The organism is Luteibacter sp. (assembly GCF_009912395.1).
Lineage (GTDB): Bacteria > Pseudomonadota > Gammaproteobacteria > Xanthomonadales > Rhodanobacteraceae > Luteibacter.
This window is the reverse complement of sequence record NZ_WNDO01000002.1, coordinates 51,038-65,278: the sequence shown is the minus strand read 5'-3', so window position 1 is coordinate 65,278 and position 14,241 is coordinate 51,038. Positions and strand designations below refer to the sequence as shown.

The following is a 14,241-nucleotide window of genomic DNA, read 5'->3' as shown; positions in this document are numbered from 1 at the left end:
CCGATCCCGTGCGAATGCCATACGCCATGAGCCTAGCATTCGCTTTCCCGAAGCGTCCAACCACCGCCAGCGCGCCTCCGATAGCCCGCCAGCCACATGGATCGCACATGTGCGCCCCCGCTACCCCGGAGCATCCGTCTTGTCCCTTCATCTCCCGTCGCTGTCACACCATCGCGGTTTCGTCGCCTTCTGGCTGTCCCTGGTCTGCTCCGGCATCGCGCTGGAAATGACCTCCCTCGCCGTGGCGTGGCAGATGTACGCCACCACGGGCAAGGCATCGGACCTCGGCCTCATCGGGTTGGCCCACTTCGTTCCCGCCCTGCTCCTGGCCCTTCCCGGCGGTCACCTCGCTGACCGATACGATCGTCGCAGCCTCGTGATGGTGGCGGACTTGCTCGGTGCCGTCGCGGCGCTTGCCCTGGCGATGGCATCGCTCACGCATAGCCCCGGCCGTGGTTGGCTCCTGGCGGCGGTCGGACTCGGGGGCGCGGCGGCCGCCATCCGCCGACCGGCGCTACAAAGCCTCGTGCCCGGCCTGGTACCCAAGGCCATGCTCGCCCAGGCCTACGCGGCGACCTCGGTCGCCGGGGAAGCCACCGTCGTCGCGGGGCCGGTGATCGGCGGCCTGCTCTACCTGACCGGCTCGCTGACGGTCTACGCCGCCGCCGGAGGACTGATGGTGGGCTCGGCGCTCCTGCTCGCGAGGCTGAGGTATGTGCCGGAGCCGCTGGACGCGGGCGCGGCCAGCGCTGTCGACCTTTTCGCAGGGCTGCGCTTCATCCGCGCGCGTCCCGACCTGCTGGGCATCATTTCGCTGGATCTTTTCGCCGTGCTGCTGGGCGGCGCGACCGCGCTGTTGCCGATGTTCGCCAAGGACATCCTGCACGCCGGCCCGACAGGACTCGCGCTGCTACGCATTGCGCCGTCCGTGGGTGCCTTGCTGCTCGGCCTATGGCTCTCGCGTCACCCGCCGCAACACCGGGTCGGCATGCGGATGTTCGGGTGCGTGGCAGGCTTCGGCGTCGCGACCATCGTCTTCGGGCTGTCGACCCACCTGTGGCTATCCATGTTGGCCCTCGCCGCACTCGGTGCCTTCGACATGGTCAGCGTCGTGATCCGCGGCACGCTGATGCAGATGGAAACCCCGGGGCACATGCGTGGCCGCGTAGGCGCCGTGAACGGCATGTTCATCGGCACATCGAACCAGCTCGGCGAATTTGAGTCCGGGATGCTCGCCGCATGGCTGGGTGCCGTACCCGCCGTAGTGATCGGTGGTTGCGGAACGCTGATGATCGTGGCCTTGTGGATGCGCCTGTTTCCCTCGTTGAGACATCGGAACACGCTCAAATGTAAACCAGACGTCCCATGAACCACTAAACCAAGCGTGCCCCACGCGCATCCAACCGAACTGGCGACAGGAAAACCTTGTCACACACACGGAGTGTCCATGCGTTCGTCGATTCGTCTGTTGATTCTCACCATCGCATCCATGCTGACACCGGCAAGCCATGCGATGTCCGGGGGCTCCGCCGCCACGACCTATGCCGTCGACCTGCATGTCGACGTGGCCTCGGGGCGCGTGGATGGCAACGCCTGTGTATCGAACCGTCCCGCGGGCTTCACCGATGCCTTCGTGCTTAATGTCGGCCTGAACGTGGCGCGCGTGACCGATGGCGACCATCAACCGCTTCGTTACGACGGATGGGGCGAGCCGACGATCGACGGCGAAGCGCGCGTCTATACCGTTACCGACGCACCGCCGACGTTCTGTGTCCAGTACAGCGGCGCCTTCCCCGTCTATCCCGCGCACGATGCCCCAGGTGACTTCAAAGGGTTGATGGCGTTCAACGGCGACAGCTTTCGTTTCAGCGAGCAATCGGCCTGGCTGCCCCTGCCCTACGACACGAAGGCGAAGGTTCGCGAAAGCGAAGGCTCGTACGACCTGGAGATCCGCTGCGACAGTTGCCGGTTCCTCTACGCCAATGGCAGTCCGGCCATCGTGGGAACCAAGGGGACGTTCCATAGCGATATCGCGCGACCGATGCTGGTCTTCGGCGGCACGGGGCCGATCACCACGACGGCCAACGCAATGATCCTCAACGAAACGGTGGCGCCAGTCGAGGCGAATGCCATCTCCGACCTGATGGGAAAGGTCCGGACGTACTACCAGGGTTACATGGGCAAGCCCATGGCCGATCGCCCGACCTTCCTGCGCATGGTCACCATCGATCAGGTCGAGCGCGACCGCAAGGGCGGGGAATGGGGCTTCGCCACCTGGCCCACCATCGCCTTGAGCGGCAGCGTGGCCAAGTCAGGGGCGATTCTCCTCGCGGGCGGCCCGGCCGCCCATTCGCGCATCGCCTATCTTGCCCATGAGATGGGCCATTACTACTTCGGCACCCTGGTCCATCCCCAGGGCCCGTACCGGTGGTTCCTGCTGGAATCGACCGCCGAGTTTCTTTCCATGAAGGCCCTGAGGGCGATCGTCGGCGACGAGGCGGCGGACAAGCGCGTCGCCGCATGGAAAGCCCAGATGGACAAGCGAACGGTACCGTTCATTGCCCTGGATGCGATCACCAGCGAGGCGGACATCACCGAGACGTACCGATACAGCTACGGCCCGCTCCTGCTGCTTTCTCTGGAAAAAGCAGCAGGAGAGAAAAAGATGCGGGCGTTCCTGCGCGAGCTCCTCGCCACGCCGCGCATCATGACCTGGTCCGATCTGCGCGACACGGCCGCGAAAGCCGGCATCGATGCCAACACATGGAAGCGATGGACCGAGGCCTGCGTCGCGAACGGGAGGCGTGCCTGCCAGGCATGAGCCTCCCGCCCGGGGTAGACAGGGCAAGCGTGGCTATCAGGACTGCGCCTTCGCGCCCCAGGTGTCGATGGCTTCCAGGCGATCGGCGCCCTGTGCCTCCAGCATCCAGCCCGGATACTCCGGCGGGAGTGCGCTTACCTCGTCGAGCCGACGCAGCTCATCGCCAGTGAGCACAAGATCCACGGCCGCCAGGTTGTCGTGGAGCTGGTCGATGCGCTTGGCGCCCATGATGACCGAGGTCACCACCGGCTTGGCCAGCAGCCACGCCAGGGCCACACGGGCCACGCTGCAACCGTGGGCCTCGGCGATAGGCTTCATCACATCGACGATGTTCCAGGCGCGCTCCGTATCGACGACGGGGAAGTCGAACGTCGAGCGGCGGGAGTCCGCGGGCTTCTGCTGATGCCTGTCGAACTTGCCGGACAGCAGGCCGCCAGCGAGTGGGCTCCACACCAGCAAGCCCATCTTTTCGGCGTCCAGCAGCGGGCCAAGCTCACGTTCCAGGTCGCGGCCGGCGATGGAATAGTAAGCCTGCAAGGTCGCGAAACGAGCAAGATTGCGGTGCTCGGCGATGCCGATCGAACGCGCGATCTTCCAGGCCTGCCAGTTGGAGACACCGGTGTAGCGCACCTTGCCCTGGCGCACGAGGTCATCCAGCGCGCGCAGCGTTTCCTCGACCGGCGTGATCGCGTCGCTCGCGTGGATCTGGTACAGGTCGATGTGATCCGTCTTCAGTCGCTTCAGGCTGGCTTCGACGGCATCCATGATGTGACCGCGCGAGGCACCCACGTCATTGCGGCCTTGCCCTGCGCGGCCAGCTGCCTTGGTCGCCAGCACGACGTCGTTGCGGGCGATACCAAGATTCTTGATGGACTGGCCAAGCACCTCTTCGCTGACACCGCCTGAATAGATATCCGCGGTATCGAAGAAATTGACGCCCGCCTCCAAGGCGGCCTTGACCAGGTCGTCGGCCTCCTTCTGACCGGAGCTACCGATGTGCTTGTAAACACCCTGCCCGTCGCCGAAGGTCATCGTGCCGAGGCATAGGGTGGAGACGAGAAGTCCGGTATGTCCGAGGGTCTTGTACTTCATGGAAGGCACCTTGTGGGATGTCGGTGCCAGGAAGTATCGATGGGGCGAATCGCCCTCGAATGGCCGATCCGCCGCGTTTACTGACGATTACTCCGCGCGCAGTCGGATCATGTCCTGCGCCGGCGTCGCGCCGAACAGTCGCTTGTACTCGCGATGGAACTGCGACGGATTCTCGTAGCCCACTTCGGAGGCAACCACCTGCACGTCGTTTCCCCGCTTGACCAGCAGCTTGCGCGCCTCGAACAGGCGCAACCGCTTCTGGTACTGCAATGGACTGAGCGTCGTCGTGTCCTTGAAATGCTCGTGCAGCGACGAAAGGCTCATGCTGACGTGCCGTGCGAGATCGTCGATCCGGATGGGCTCGGCGTAATGTGCCTTGATCCATTCGACGGCCCGGGAGATCTTGAAGGAGCGGCTATCGGCGATCAGCGACTGGCGCAATCGCGCACCCTGCGCACCCATCAGCAGCCGGTAGATGACCTCCTGCTCGGCAAGCGGCGCCAGTGACGGAATGTGCTTGGGCGTGTCCAGCAGCTTCACGAGGCGCCAGATCGCTTCCAGTAGTTCCAGTGTCACCCTCCCCCTGCCGATACCCAGGGAACTCGGCGCTTCGTCGGGCGGTGGCAAGGTATTCGAGGCGAGCAGATCGGCAACACGCTTGGGGTCTAGCTCCAGCACCAGCGAAAGGTAAGGTATTTCACGGCTGGCCTCCCTCACGCTACCCGCCAGCGGCATGGAGATCGACGAAAGCAGGTAGTGCTCCGGATTGTAGTCGAACGATATGTCGCCCGCCGTGATGGTTTTCGACCCCTGTACCGCGACGATGAGCGCCACCTTGCTCATGTCCTTGGATTGCTCGGAGGGACGCGAGATCCGATAGAACGTGAGCGAAGGCATGCCCGGCATCGGGTACTCGCCATCGACAGGCGTGAAGCGCGAGACAAGGGCGGCCAGGGATGACCGGAGGGTATCGCGATGGGAGGCGGATTCCGCGTCGTCCGTCGTATGCATATCGCACGCCGTATCGTCTGGGCAGGATGATGACCGGCCGTCATTATCGAATGACGAGCACGAGCCATACTGCACGATTCCACGACGCTTGTGCAGGATTCTCCGGCGTCGCCCATCCCATTCGGCATCTGCACTTCCGGCATATGAATTCGCCGCGTGCGCGCTCCCATAATCACCTCGCCACCACCGGGGAGGACACCACGATGCGCGTTTCGCTTTGGGCCACCATCGCCCTCACGGTTGCCCTACCCTGCATGCAGGCACAAGCGGCGGACTCAGCTTCCGACGGAGCGGCTGCCCAGGCGGCGCTGGTGCGTACCGTCACCGACCTGGACACCCGCTTCTTCGCTGCCTTCAACACCTGCGACGCTCCGGGCCAGCTCGACCGGCACGCGGCCTTCCTCGACCCGAAACTGGAGTTCTACCACGACACCGGCGGCGTCAGCTGGACGAGCAAGGATTACCTCGACAAGACCCGCCAGAACGTCTGCGGCACGTACCGGCGCAAGCTCGTGGGCAGCCTGGATATCTATCCCATCAAGGACTACGGCGCCCTCGAGGAAGGCAATCAGGCGTTTTGCGACACCAAGACCGGCGAATGCTTCGGTGCCGCGAAATTCATGATCCTCTGGCACCGGACGGCCGACGGCTGGCTCGCAACCCGTATCTTCAGCTACGGGCATCACGCGCTGAAATAAGGGTCAGCGTGCCTTTCGTGCAGGCATCAACCTGCCAAGGCCGGTGGCGGCGATATCGGCAAACACCTTGGGCTCGCCATAGGCACGCGCAGCCAGCATGGCGCCGTAGACGATGGCCATGAACGCTTCCGCCTCCTGACGTGCCGAGCCGCGCAACTCGAAGCAGCCCTTCTGCGCGCCCTTGGTCAGGATGATTTCCAGCCAGTTCGAGAGATCGCGAAAATGCGCCCGGACGCTGTCGGCCAGCGGCGCCGGCAACGTGGGCAGCTCGCTGGCGAGCATGCCGGCGACACAGAACGGCGCGGAGTCGTCCGCGATGCATTTCTCCCAGTACCCCGTGTAGAAGCGCAATTGCTCCTCGGGGTCGAAATCCTCCCGGGCGAGACGTTCGGCCTGGGCCACGAAGAACGCCCGGGATTCCTCCACCACGGCGTGCGCCAGGTCGGACTTGGCCGGGAAATGGTGATGGATGCTGGCCTTGCGCACCTGCACCTCTTCAGCGACATCGGCGTAGCTGAAGCCGTTATAGCCACGGGTCTGGATCAGGTGACGGGCGGAGTCGATCAATTTCTTCTGCGTGCTCATGGGTGGGATTCTACCAGCTGGTAGGCGGCTGAATGGCGTCATGGCGCGGCACTTGACCTAAAAACCTACCTACTGGTAGGTTGAATATACCCACTATTACGGTCCCCCCATCCATGAACTCGCTCCGGAATTTCTATTTCCTCCGCGCCGCCGTCACCTTCGCCTGGGTCGCCCTGGCCTTTCTTTGCCGGGCCGCCCCCACCCTGGTCGTAGGCGTCCTGCTGGTCGCCTATCCCGCCTGGGACGCCTTCGCGAACATCCTGGATGCCCGGCGCAGCGGCGGCCTCCAGGAGAATCCCGGGCAGCGATTCAATGCGATCACCAGCGGCATCACCGCCGCGTGCATGGCGCTCGCCTTCGCCCTTCATGGCAATGCGGGCGGCGTGCTGGTCTTTGGCATATGGGCCCTGCTCTCGGGCCTGTTCCAGCTAGGCGTCGGCATCCAGCGGCGCAAGCTGGGCGGACAGGCCTTCATGATGATCAGCGGCGCGCAATCCGCCCTGGCCGGCGTGGTGTTTTCGATCCAGGCCTTCAAGACGGCACCGGATATCGCTGGCCTGGCACCTTATGCTGCCTTCGGCGGCTTCTACTTCCTGCTGTCGGCATTGTGGCTGACGTTCCGGAAGCCGCGCGAAGCGGCCGTCCGATAGTTCGTCGCCGGGTTCATCGACGCGCCCGGGGGCTGCCCTTGGGCGCGCAGTCGTTCCCGGATGCCACGCAACAGTTGTCGGTGAGAAATCCGACCAGGCGATCCACCGTACCCAGGACTGGCGCGTAGTAAACGAAACGCCCGGCCTGTCGACTGGTCACCAGCCCCGCATGAAGCAATTCCTTCAGATGGAAGGAGAGCGTCGCCGCCGGCACACCCAAGGCTTCACCGATGGCTCCAGCCGCCAGCCCCTCGGGCGCATGCTCGACAAGCAGTCGAAAAATCGCCAGTCGGCTTTCCTGTGCAAGGGCGGCGAACGCCTTGATGGCGTCGGGAGTCGTGAGCGGCGAAGGGAGCGTGGCGGATTCCATACCCAGGCAGCTTAACAAACCACTACCTCCACCTTCGATCATGGCGACAACCGCAAGGCAAGTGCCGCCAGGGTGACCCGCATTACGGGCGTCGTCAGTACGAGGCCCCTCATGAAATAGCCGTAAGCATGGCAACGTACCGGAACGATTGGCGATAACATTTCTATATTGTTAGAATTATCGAATTAAAGCAATTCGCGGAACCGACATGGCGACCAACCTGCCCCATCTCACTCACGACCTTCCCGCTCCTCGACCGGAGCGACTATCGACCATCGACGATCCGGGCCACCCGCCTCGCATCCTCCTGCTCTACGGTTCGTTGCGCCCCCAATCCTTCAGCCGCAAACTGGCACTGGAGGCCGAGCGCATTCTTCAGCATCTCGGTGCCGACACACGCGTTTTCGACCCGGCCACGTTACCGATGCTGGACAGCGTCGCCCCGGACCATCCGAAGGTCCGCGAGTTACGCGCCCTCTCCACGTGGTCCGAGGGACAGGTCTGGGTGAGTCCCGAGCGGCACGGAACCGTCACAGGCGTCTTCAAGAATCAAATCGACTGGCTGCCTCTTGAGGAAGGCAGTGTCCGTCCAACCCAAGGTCGCACGCTTGCGGTGCTCCAGGTTTGCGGGGGATCGCAATCGTTCAATGTCGTCAACACGCTTCGGGTCCTTGGGCGCTGGATGCGCATGGTCACGATTCCCAACCAGTCGTCGGTGCCGAAGGCCTGGCAGGAATTCGATGGCGAGGGACGCATGAAACCGTCTGCCTTCTACGATCGCGTGGTGGATGTGATGGAGGAGCTCGTGAAGTTCACCTATCTCGTCCGTGGAAGGTCTGACTATCTCGTGGACCGTTACAGCGAACGCAAGGGTGCGATGGAAGCCCACGCCCTCGCTGACGCGGCACGCGTCGTCGAACCTTCCGCCTCCGAATCGCGGGCCTGAACATGCAAGCCATCATCTATCACAATCCTTCCTGCGGTACGTCGCGCAACGCGCTCGCACTGCTGCGCCACATGGGCATCGAACCCATAGTGATCGAATACCTGACCAACCCACCGGATCGCGCGACGCTCATCCACCTGATCCGTGATGCCGGCCTGACGGTGCGCAATGCAGTACGGGAAAAAGGCACGCCGTTCGCCACGCTCGGGCTCGACGCGCCCGAGACCTCCGACGATCGACTGCTCGATGCGATGATGGCCCACCCTATTCTCATCAATCGCCCCTTCGTCGTGACCGGTCGCGGAACGCGCCTGTGCCGACCGTCGGAAATCGTGCTGGATATCCTGCCGGCACTGGCGACGGCATTCACGAAGGAGGATGGGGAGGTGATTCATCCGCGATAGCCCGCCCGAGAAACGCCCTGTTCCGGAGCCAACAATAAAGCCTCGCTACCGCCGATCGAAAATCTCAGTCCGGGAGACCGGCGTACTCCATGATGGCCGCGCAGCCGCGTAACGCGGACGCCGGCCCATGAGGCCGTCACCCGCGGGAAGGCTTTCACCATGAAGTCGTTACTTCAGCATCGCTCCGCCGCCATCAGCCTGGGCTTGATGTTGCTTGGCTCTTTGCTGACAAGGATCGATCCATTCATTGGCAAATTCCTCGCAGGCATTGGCCTGATGGCCCTGTGCTGCACAGGTGCCAAGGCAGGCTTCACGAAACTGCTGGCCGATGCGCGTAACGACTTCGGAAAGGCATCTTTCTTCCTCAAGGCACATTCGCGCCTCTGGCGTCGCCGGGCCAGGCATGCGACCACGCCCGGCAACACGGTGCGCCTGGCATGGCAGCTCTTCGCTCTGTTCGCGATTGCCGTCATCGTCAGCCCCCTGTTCGGACTACCCGTTGACGGCTTGAAGCATGCCACCGACATCGTCGGGACCATCGGCATCGCCGTAGCCCTTGTCGACATCTGTTTCATGGGCTTCGGCGTCATGCGCTGGTCGTGGGGCAAATCGCTGGGCAAATGGCTCAAGGCGGCCGTGGCGACGATCGTGGCGGCCATCGCACTGGGCATGGCACGCCAGATGCTGGCCCGGTTGACGGACGAAGACCCGTCGAAGTTCCCGACCTCGCTCGCCCTGCTCACCGTGGCACACCTGCCCATCGCATGGGCGACGATCGCGGCGATCATCGGCGGCATCGTCCTGATCCCGGCCATGATTCGGTCCTTCATCCGGATGATCCGCGAAAAGGTGTCCAACGCACCGGACCGGTACCTGATCGCACTGTGCGCGAACATGCTTCGCCCCGTCCTTCTCTGCGCGGCGGCACTCACTGCAGGCATGGGGCTTTCTTCGCCTGACCTACGTTCGCATCCGGCGGTGAAAGCCATCGTCGTCACGTTGCTCGTGAACAGCAACGATTTCTGGGAGCAGGATACCTGCGCTGGCACCTCCGCCATGGCCGCTCGCGTCGCGGACAACCGTTATGTCGTCGCGACCGAGAAAGACCACCGGTTGAGCCTGCACACGGTCACCTGCCCTGAAACACGCTGATCGGGCATGCGTCACCGGTTGGTCGAGGTCACAGGCAGGCCCAGAAACTCCCTGCCGCCATGCCAGCGGCTCAATACCCAGCGCTCCAGGGTTAGCACGACGAGCAGGCTCGCTCCGAACAAGGGAAGGAACATGCCCAGGAGCACGACTACCGCAATCAATACGCCGGCCATGCGTGCGTCCCGATGCGGTGCAGGGGCGCCGAGGCGGCCAAGGGGTCGACGCCGCCACCAGAGAACCACCACACTTACCGACATCGTGAGCAGACCCAGCCCCGTCACCACGCCAAGCACCTGGTTCAGCGGGCCGAACAGCTGGCCTTCGTGGATGGCGACGCCGTAACCGACGAGGCGATCGAGAAACGGACGATCCTGGAAGCGAGTGATGACACCGACCTCGCCGGTCGACGGATCGATCCGCGCTTCGAGGCGTTTCGGTCGATTCTGCGTATCCGAACGCACCGACCATGACGCCACGCGCTTCGATGGAGGGCTGATCAAGACAGGCGCGGGCCAGCCCAAGGCCGTCACCGAAGGGACGATCCGGTCCAGCGGCGTGTCATCGGACACCATCGGCCCTGCCATGCCAGCCATCCCCGCCATACCCATGTGCTGCGCATGCTCGTCCATCACCGGCGTGTTCGCCTCCCGGTTGGCCCGGTGTTCGGCCGCACTGCCGGTGGTCCAGTCCTGCACGACCGTCGCCTGCGCATAGACCTGTCGAACATCCCTGAGCAATCCGCCCCATGACTTGGCCCATGGCAATCCGGACAACAAGAGGGTCAATGCCATCGCGGAGATCCACACGCCCGTCACCGCATGCAGGTCGCGCCAGAAAACACGTCGACCACTCGTCAGGCGAGGGACCAGCACGCCACGGATGCGTGCATCCCGCGGCCACCAGAGATACAGGCCCGTCAGCAGCATGACGATGGTCCAGGACGCCGCCAGCTCCACGAGCATCGACCCCGGCGTGCCTGCCATCAGTTCGCCGTGCAAATAGAAGATGACACGCATGAAACGGTCGTCCTCATCCACCACGTGCAACACGCGGGCTGTCGATGGATCGACGAACACGCGGATGACCTGCGCACCCTTGCCCACCAGTACGCGCGTTGCCTGATCCGCCGTGACCGGCAGTTCATAGGCATTGAGCACACCACCCGGCACCGCGGCCAGCGCGGCCGTCACCTGCCGAGAGGGTGGCAGCGCCGGACCGCTGGCGACGTGTGCAAAGTCCCGTTCCAGCCAGGGTTCCACCTGCGGCTTGAAGAGATAGATCATGCCCGTCGTCGCCAGCCAGACGATAAAGGGAAGGCAGAACAGTCCGGCATAGAAATGCCACCGCCAGACCATGCGGTAGCGCGCACCTCGCGACGAGTGCGCCTTCGTGGAAACCATGGGGAATTCCTTGCACAAGCATGTGTGCCGGCGCGGGGCGCCGGTGCGTGGACAAACACATGTCAGGTGCGAGGTGGCCCTCTGCTTTGGGCGCGAAACGGTGTCGCGCCGGACAAGGCCACATCGGGAGAGATCCATGCCGATGACGAAGGCGATGACGCGACGAGCCACCCCATCCAGGTACCGCCCGACGCCCAGAATCCTTGGGCCAACCAGACACAGTAGCCACACGCATCGGGGACACCAGGCGCCTCCGCTGGCCCCGCGTGCCGGTCGCCCTGCGCGAAACACCAGGCACCGAGGTGTGCCAAGGGATCCAAGGCGACGTGTATACGCGAGGCCACGGGCACGACCAGCGCGAGGCCAAGGGCCAGCCACGCCAACCATGCTAACGACCGTCGCGCACCTGCGTTCAACCGACACCTGGAGTCCGGATCAGGGTTGGGATCATGGCATGCGTCACCGAATCGGTATGGAGAGAGCGGCAACTTGCCGCGCCCGGGGACTTACCGACACGGGCATGGATGTCGCAGGCAGTGGCCGAGGAGGACATGGCTCCGCGCCGACATCGGGCCTGGTGACACGAATCCCCCTGGCGTGGATGTTGACACCCAGTGCGTATCGTACACACAATGAACTCTAACGACCTGATAAGACTGCTGAGAATCAACGGGTTCTACGTTGTCAGCATCAGGGGAAGCCATCACAAGCTGCGAAACATGAGCGGTACGACGGTGATCGTCCCTCACCCAAAGAAGGACCTCGGCAAAGGCTTGGTCGCCGCGATCAAGAGGCAAGCCGGAATTCCCTGAAGGATTTCCTTCCCTGGTCTGGAGCCAGAACACCATGCGCTATCCCATCGCGATCGAACTTGGCACGGACAACACGGCCTATGGTGTGGTCGTACCCGACCTCCCCGGTTGCTTCAGCGCAGGCGACACCCTCGATGAGGCGGTAGCCAATACAGAAGAAGCTATCCTGCTGTTTCTCGACCATGCCATCGAGGAAGGCAAGGTGCCGCCCAAGGCGTCCTCTCTCGAAGCACTTCGCGGCCTGCCCGACTTTCAGGGCTGGACGTGGGCGCTCGCGAACGTCGATCTTTCCAAACTCAGCACCAAGGCCGTACGCGTGAATATCACGGTACCTGACCGTCTACTCAACGCCATCGATGCGTATGCCGAGCGCCACGGCGAAACGCGCTCTGGGTTCCTGGCCAGGGCAGCCATGCAGGCCATGGAAGCGGCTTAATCAGCCCGATGCGCCGTGCCCTTGAGAAACGGCATGGCACCGCGGGGTTGACGTATCTCCTGCCACGATCAGACGCCTCAGTCGCCCCAGTATTTCCCTGGCGCCGTGCACCCGGTCCAGCGCTACCTGCGGACACGGGTTTTCCGCGCGCAACATCATCACCAGCTGACGATCCAGGACACTGATGGCAGCGACCACTTCGGACGTGCCCTTCATGCTGATGGCCAGGGCATCGAGGGCATCCGTCAAGGCGTCCTCGAAGGTGAAGCCGTAAATCGTTTCGTCCATCTCCGCCCTTCCTGATCGACAGGATGGCAGTGTCACAAAACGTGACGACGTTCTCGCTGCGGCACCGGGTCGCAAGGTGCTGACCCGATACCCACACGGCCTACACCCTCATCGAGGAAACGGCCTGCGGCGACAACCCCGGCTCGCACTACATCGTTCCCAACACCGTGGCATCGCCGAATGCGAACCGGCCAGCACCCATGGATCGCCACGACGCTTCGCATCGACCGGTATCGCATGGGCGAATCACGGCTTCCGTCACTTGGCCGTGCTGAACTCGACCAAGGTCCGCGTATCGTTTTCCACCCGGCAGATGCTCGCGGCGACACCGCGCGACTTGTCGAACCAGCGCGTGCAATACGGTGGCTTTCCATTCGCGCGATCGACGCTGCGATACAGCCAGGGCTTGCCGAAATCGCGATCGATACGAGCCTCCAGCGTCTCGTAATCCTTGCCGTCGGCGATGAAGACCAGCGAGGTTACCGTCCTGTCCGACTCGCTCACGGTCGAGAACGAGACCCGGGCAGGTACATCGAACAGCTCGGCCTTGCCGTCCACCAACTCGCACTGTGCGGGCAACGCCGGATCCTGTTTCGGACACGCCACCTTGCCATGGGCCATGGCCCAGGTGAACACGTTCAACCGGGCTCCAACCGTGATATCGCCCACCGTATAGGTGCCGGCGTGCGCCACGCCTGTCGCGCCCAGCAGCGCCCATCCGATCCAACGTTTCATGGTGTTCGCTCCCCTGTGCGATGCCGCCAACCCATCGGGGCTGTCAACAAAGGGGCGCATGATAGTGCTGCCGCGTGGGATCGGGCCAGCGTTATCATGCGGCATCACCTTCCTGGCGAAATGCATGTCGATGGAAAAGATCGTCATATTCACTGGTGCCGGCGTGAGCGCCGAGAGCGGTCTGAAGACCTTTCGCGCCATGGATGGGCTATGGAACGACCATGCCATCGAAGACGTGGCCACGCCCGAGGGATGGGCGCGGAACCCCGCCCTTGTGCTGGATTTCTACAACCAGCGTCGCCAGGAAGTGCTGGCCGCGCACCCTAACGCCGCCCATGAGGCCATCGCCCGACTCGAGTCGATGTTCGACGTGACCGTAATCACGCAGAACATCGACGACCTGCACGAGCGCGCCGGGTCGTCCAAGGTGCTCCATGTGCACGGCGAGATCCTGAAGGCCCGCAGCTCGATCGATCCCGAACTGATCCACACGCTGGACACGCCGACGATCGCGCCCGGCGATCGGTGCGCGAAGGGAAGCCAGCTGCGCCCCGACGTGGTGTGGTTCGGCGAGGCGGTGCGCTTCATGGACGAATCCGAAACGCTGTTCGCCAACGCGTCGCGGGTGCTGACCATCGGCACGTCGCTGACGGTCTATCCAGCGGCGGGGCTGGTGAAGCACGCGCCGTACCTGGCGGAGAAGTACCTCGTATCGCCCGACGTGCAGAAGGTGCCGTACGGGTTCCACTTCATGCGGGGGCTGGCCACCACCGTCGTGCCGCACATCGTGACGTGCTGGATGGAGGGTCGCTCGCCGGTGCGGTGATCGGCGCCCGCTGAC

Annotated in this window: 17 protein-coding genes; 10 read left to right on the top strand and 7 right to left on the bottom strand. The window is 63.6% G+C overall.

The genetic code is table 11. From position 1 onward, the window contains the following. Positions 1-139: 139 nt before the first annotated feature. Together GAK28_RS02660 and GAK28_RS02655 are read left to right on the top strand one after the other, a co-directional pair. Positions 140-1,369 (top strand): MFS transporter, encoded by a 1,230-nt coding sequence (locus GAK28_RS02660; protein ID WP_291774731.1) that lies wholly within the window; start codon positions 140-142, stop codon positions 1,367-1,369. A 78-nt stretch (positions 1,370-1,447) separates the two neighbouring features. Further along, positions 1,448-2,821 carry a hypothetical protein gene (locus GAK28_RS02655; protein WP_291774728.1) on the top strand — a complete coding sequence of 458 codons (1,374 nt, stop codon included), beginning with the start codon at positions 1,448-1,450 and terminating at the stop codon, positions 2,819-2,821. Between the two features lie 36 nt (positions 2,822-2,857). Here the strand turns inward: GAK28_RS02655 and GAK28_RS02650 are convergent, their stop codons facing one another. Both GAK28_RS02650 and GAK28_RS02645 read right to left on the bottom strand, forming a co-directional pair. Beyond that, entirely contained in the window at positions 2,858-3,913 is a 1,056-nt protein-coding gene (locus tag GAK28_RS02650; RefSeq protein WP_291774725.1) for an aldo/keto reductase, read from the bottom strand. An 87-nt stretch (positions 3,914-4,000) separates the two neighbouring features. Continuing rightward, the gene (locus GAK28_RS02645; RefSeq protein ID WP_291774722.1) at positions 4,001-4,924 is read right to left on the bottom strand and encodes an AraC family transcriptional regulator; all 924 of its coding nucleotides are present in this window, start codon (positions 4,922-4,924) and stop codon (positions 4,001-4,003) included. Positions 4,925-5,127: 203 nt separating this feature from the next. On the opposite strand from GAK28_RS02645, the gene GAK28_RS02640 reads away from it, so the two are divergent. Beyond that, positions 5,128-5,622: a nuclear transport factor 2 family protein gene (locus GAK28_RS02640; RefSeq protein ID WP_291774718.1), complete on the top strand. Its 495-nt coding sequence runs from the start codon at positions 5,128-5,130 to the stop codon at positions 5,620-5,622. 3 nt (positions 5,623-5,625) lie between these two features. Here the strand turns inward: GAK28_RS02640 and GAK28_RS02635 are convergent, their stop codons facing one another. Next, positions 5,626-6,207, bottom strand: a complete 582-nt coding sequence (locus GAK28_RS02635; protein ID WP_291774715.1) for a TetR/AcrR family transcriptional regulator — start codon at positions 6,205-6,207, stop codon at positions 5,626-5,628. A 113-nt stretch (positions 6,208-6,320) separates the two neighbouring features. On the opposite strand from GAK28_RS02635, the gene GAK28_RS02630 reads away from it, so the two are divergent. After that, the gene (locus GAK28_RS02630) at positions 6,321-6,857 is read left to right on the top strand and encodes a hypothetical protein (RefSeq protein WP_291774711.1); all 537 of its coding nucleotides are present in this window, start codon (positions 6,321-6,323) and stop codon (positions 6,855-6,857) included. Positions 6,858-6,870: 13 nt separating this feature from the next. Here the strand turns inward: GAK28_RS02630 and GAK28_RS02625 are convergent, their stop codons facing one another. Continuing rightward, entirely contained in the window at positions 6,871-7,227 is a 357-nt protein-coding gene (locus GAK28_RS02625; RefSeq protein ID WP_291774708.1) for a metalloregulator ArsR/SmtB family transcription factor, read from the bottom strand. A 208-nt stretch (positions 7,228-7,435) separates the two neighbouring features. On the opposite strand from GAK28_RS02625, the gene arsH reads away from it, so the two are divergent. The 3 genes from arsH (at position 7,436) to GAK28_RS02610 (ending at position 9,729) form a co-directional block, all read left to right on the top strand. Beyond that, on the top strand, positions 7,436-8,173 hold the full coding sequence (gene arsH / locus GAK28_RS02620; protein WP_291774705.1) for an arsenical resistance protein ArsH: 738 nt from the start codon (positions 7,436-7,438) through the stop codon (positions 8,171-8,173). Positions 8,174-8,175: 2 nt separating this feature from the next. Beyond that, positions 8,176-8,577, top strand: a complete 402-nt coding sequence (gene arsC / locus GAK28_RS02615; protein WP_291774702.1) for an arsenate reductase (glutaredoxin) — start codon at positions 8,176-8,178, stop codon at positions 8,575-8,577. Between the two features lie 159 nt (positions 8,578-8,736). Further along, positions 8,737-9,729: a hypothetical protein gene (locus GAK28_RS02610; RefSeq protein ID WP_291774699.1), complete on the top strand. Its 993-nt coding sequence runs from the start codon at positions 8,737-8,739 to the stop codon at positions 9,727-9,729. An 11-nt stretch (positions 9,730-9,740) separates the two neighbouring features. On the opposite strand, the gene GAK28_RS02605 is transcribed toward GAK28_RS02610, so the two are convergent. Continuing rightward, on the bottom strand, positions 9,741-11,129 hold the full coding sequence (locus tag GAK28_RS02605) for a PepSY domain-containing protein (protein WP_291774696.1): 1,389 nt from the start codon (positions 11,127-11,129) through the stop codon (positions 9,741-9,743). 632 nt (positions 11,130-11,761) lie between these two features. Between GAK28_RS02605 and GAK28_RS02600 the strand changes: the two genes are divergently transcribed. Next, positions 11,762-11,941, top strand: coding sequence for a type II toxin-antitoxin system HicA family toxin (locus GAK28_RS02600; protein WP_291774693.1), 180 nt, complete (start codon positions 11,762-11,764; stop codon positions 11,939-11,941). Between the two features lie 34 nt (positions 11,942-11,975). Further along, positions 11,976-12,377: a type II toxin-antitoxin system HicB family antitoxin gene (locus tag GAK28_RS02595; protein WP_291774691.1), complete on the top strand. Its 402-nt coding sequence runs from the start codon at positions 11,976-11,978 to the stop codon at positions 12,375-12,377. Here GAK28_RS02595 and GAK28_RS02590 read toward each other — a convergent pair whose 3' ends face one another. Then, complete coding sequence (locus GAK28_RS02590) at positions 12,378-12,665, bottom strand: hypothetical protein (protein WP_291774689.1); 288 nt, start codon at positions 12,663-12,665, stop codon at positions 12,378-12,380. 258 nt (positions 12,666-12,923) lie between these two features. After that, the gene (locus GAK28_RS02585; RefSeq protein ID WP_291774687.1) at positions 12,924-13,400 is read right to left on the bottom strand and encodes a hypothetical protein; all 477 of its coding nucleotides are present in this window, start codon (positions 13,398-13,400) and stop codon (positions 12,924-12,926) included. A 130-nt stretch (positions 13,401-13,530) separates the two neighbouring features. Between GAK28_RS02585 and GAK28_RS02580 the strand changes: the two genes are divergently transcribed. Further along, positions 13,531-14,226: a Sir2 family NAD-dependent protein deacetylase gene (locus GAK28_RS02580; RefSeq protein WP_291774684.1), complete on the top strand. Its 696-nt coding sequence runs from the start codon at positions 13,531-13,533 to the stop codon at positions 14,224-14,226. Positions 14,227-14,241: the final 15 nt, after the last annotated feature.

What these genes read in the sequence shown, in the direction of transcription:
- GAK28_RS02655 (WP_291774728.1), top strand. Translation starts at nt 1,448, where the DNA reads ATGCGTTCGTCGATTCGTCTGTTGATTCTCACCATCGCATCCATGCTG.
- GAK28_RS02650 (WP_291774725.1), bottom strand. Translation starts at nt 3,913, where the DNA reads ATGAAGTACAAGACCCTCGGACATACCGGACTTCTCGTCTCCACCCTA.
- GAK28_RS02645 (WP_291774722.1), bottom strand. Translation starts at nt 4,924, where the DNA reads ATGCATACGACGGACGACGCGGAATCCGCCTCCCATCGCGATACCCTC.
- GAK28_RS02640 (WP_291774718.1), top strand. Translation starts at nt 5,128, where the DNA reads ATGCGCGTTTCGCTTTGGGCCACCATCGCCCTCACGGTTGCCCTACCC.
- GAK28_RS02635 (WP_291774715.1), bottom strand. Translation starts at nt 6,207, where the DNA reads ATGAGCACGCAGAAGAAATTGATCGACTCCGCCCGTCACCTGATCCAG.
- GAK28_RS02630 (WP_291774711.1), top strand. Translation starts at nt 6,321, where the DNA reads ATGAACTCGCTCCGGAATTTCTATTTCCTCCGCGCCGCCGTCACCTTC.
- GAK28_RS02625 (WP_291774708.1), bottom strand. Translation starts at nt 7,227, where the DNA reads ATGGAATCCGCCACGCTCCCTTCGCCGCTCACGACTCCCGACGCCATC.
- arsH (WP_291774705.1), top strand. Translation starts at nt 7,436, where the DNA reads ATGGCGACCAACCTGCCCCATCTCACTCACGACCTTCCCGCTCCTCGA.
- arsC (WP_291774702.1), top strand. Translation starts at nt 8,176, where the DNA reads ATGCAAGCCATCATCTATCACAATCCTTCCTGCGGTACGTCGCGCAAC.
- GAK28_RS02610 (WP_291774699.1), top strand. Translation starts at nt 8,737, where the DNA reads ATGAAGTCGTTACTTCAGCATCGCTCCGCCGCCATCAGCCTGGGCTTG.
- GAK28_RS02605 (WP_291774696.1), bottom strand. Translation starts at nt 11,129, where the DNA reads ATGGTTTCCACGAAGGCGCACTCGTCGCGAGGTGCGCGCTACCGCATG.
- GAK28_RS02600 (WP_291774693.1), top strand. Translation starts at nt 11,762, where the DNA reads ATGAACTCTAACGACCTGATAAGACTGCTGAGAATCAACGGGTTCTAC.
- GAK28_RS02595 (WP_291774691.1), top strand. Translation starts at nt 11,976, where the DNA reads ATGCGCTATCCCATCGCGATCGAACTTGGCACGGACAACACGGCCTAT.
- GAK28_RS02590 (WP_291774689.1), bottom strand. Translation starts at nt 12,665, where the DNA reads ATGGACGAAACGATTTACGGCTTCACCTTCGAGGACGCCTTGACGGAT.
- GAK28_RS02585 (WP_291774687.1), bottom strand. Translation starts at nt 13,400, where the DNA reads ATGAAACGTTGGATCGGATGGGCGCTGCTGGGCGCGACAGGCGTGGCG.
- GAK28_RS02580 (WP_291774684.1), top strand. Translation starts at nt 13,531, where the DNA reads ATGGAAAAGATCGTCATATTCACTGGTGCCGGCGTGAGCGCCGAGAGC.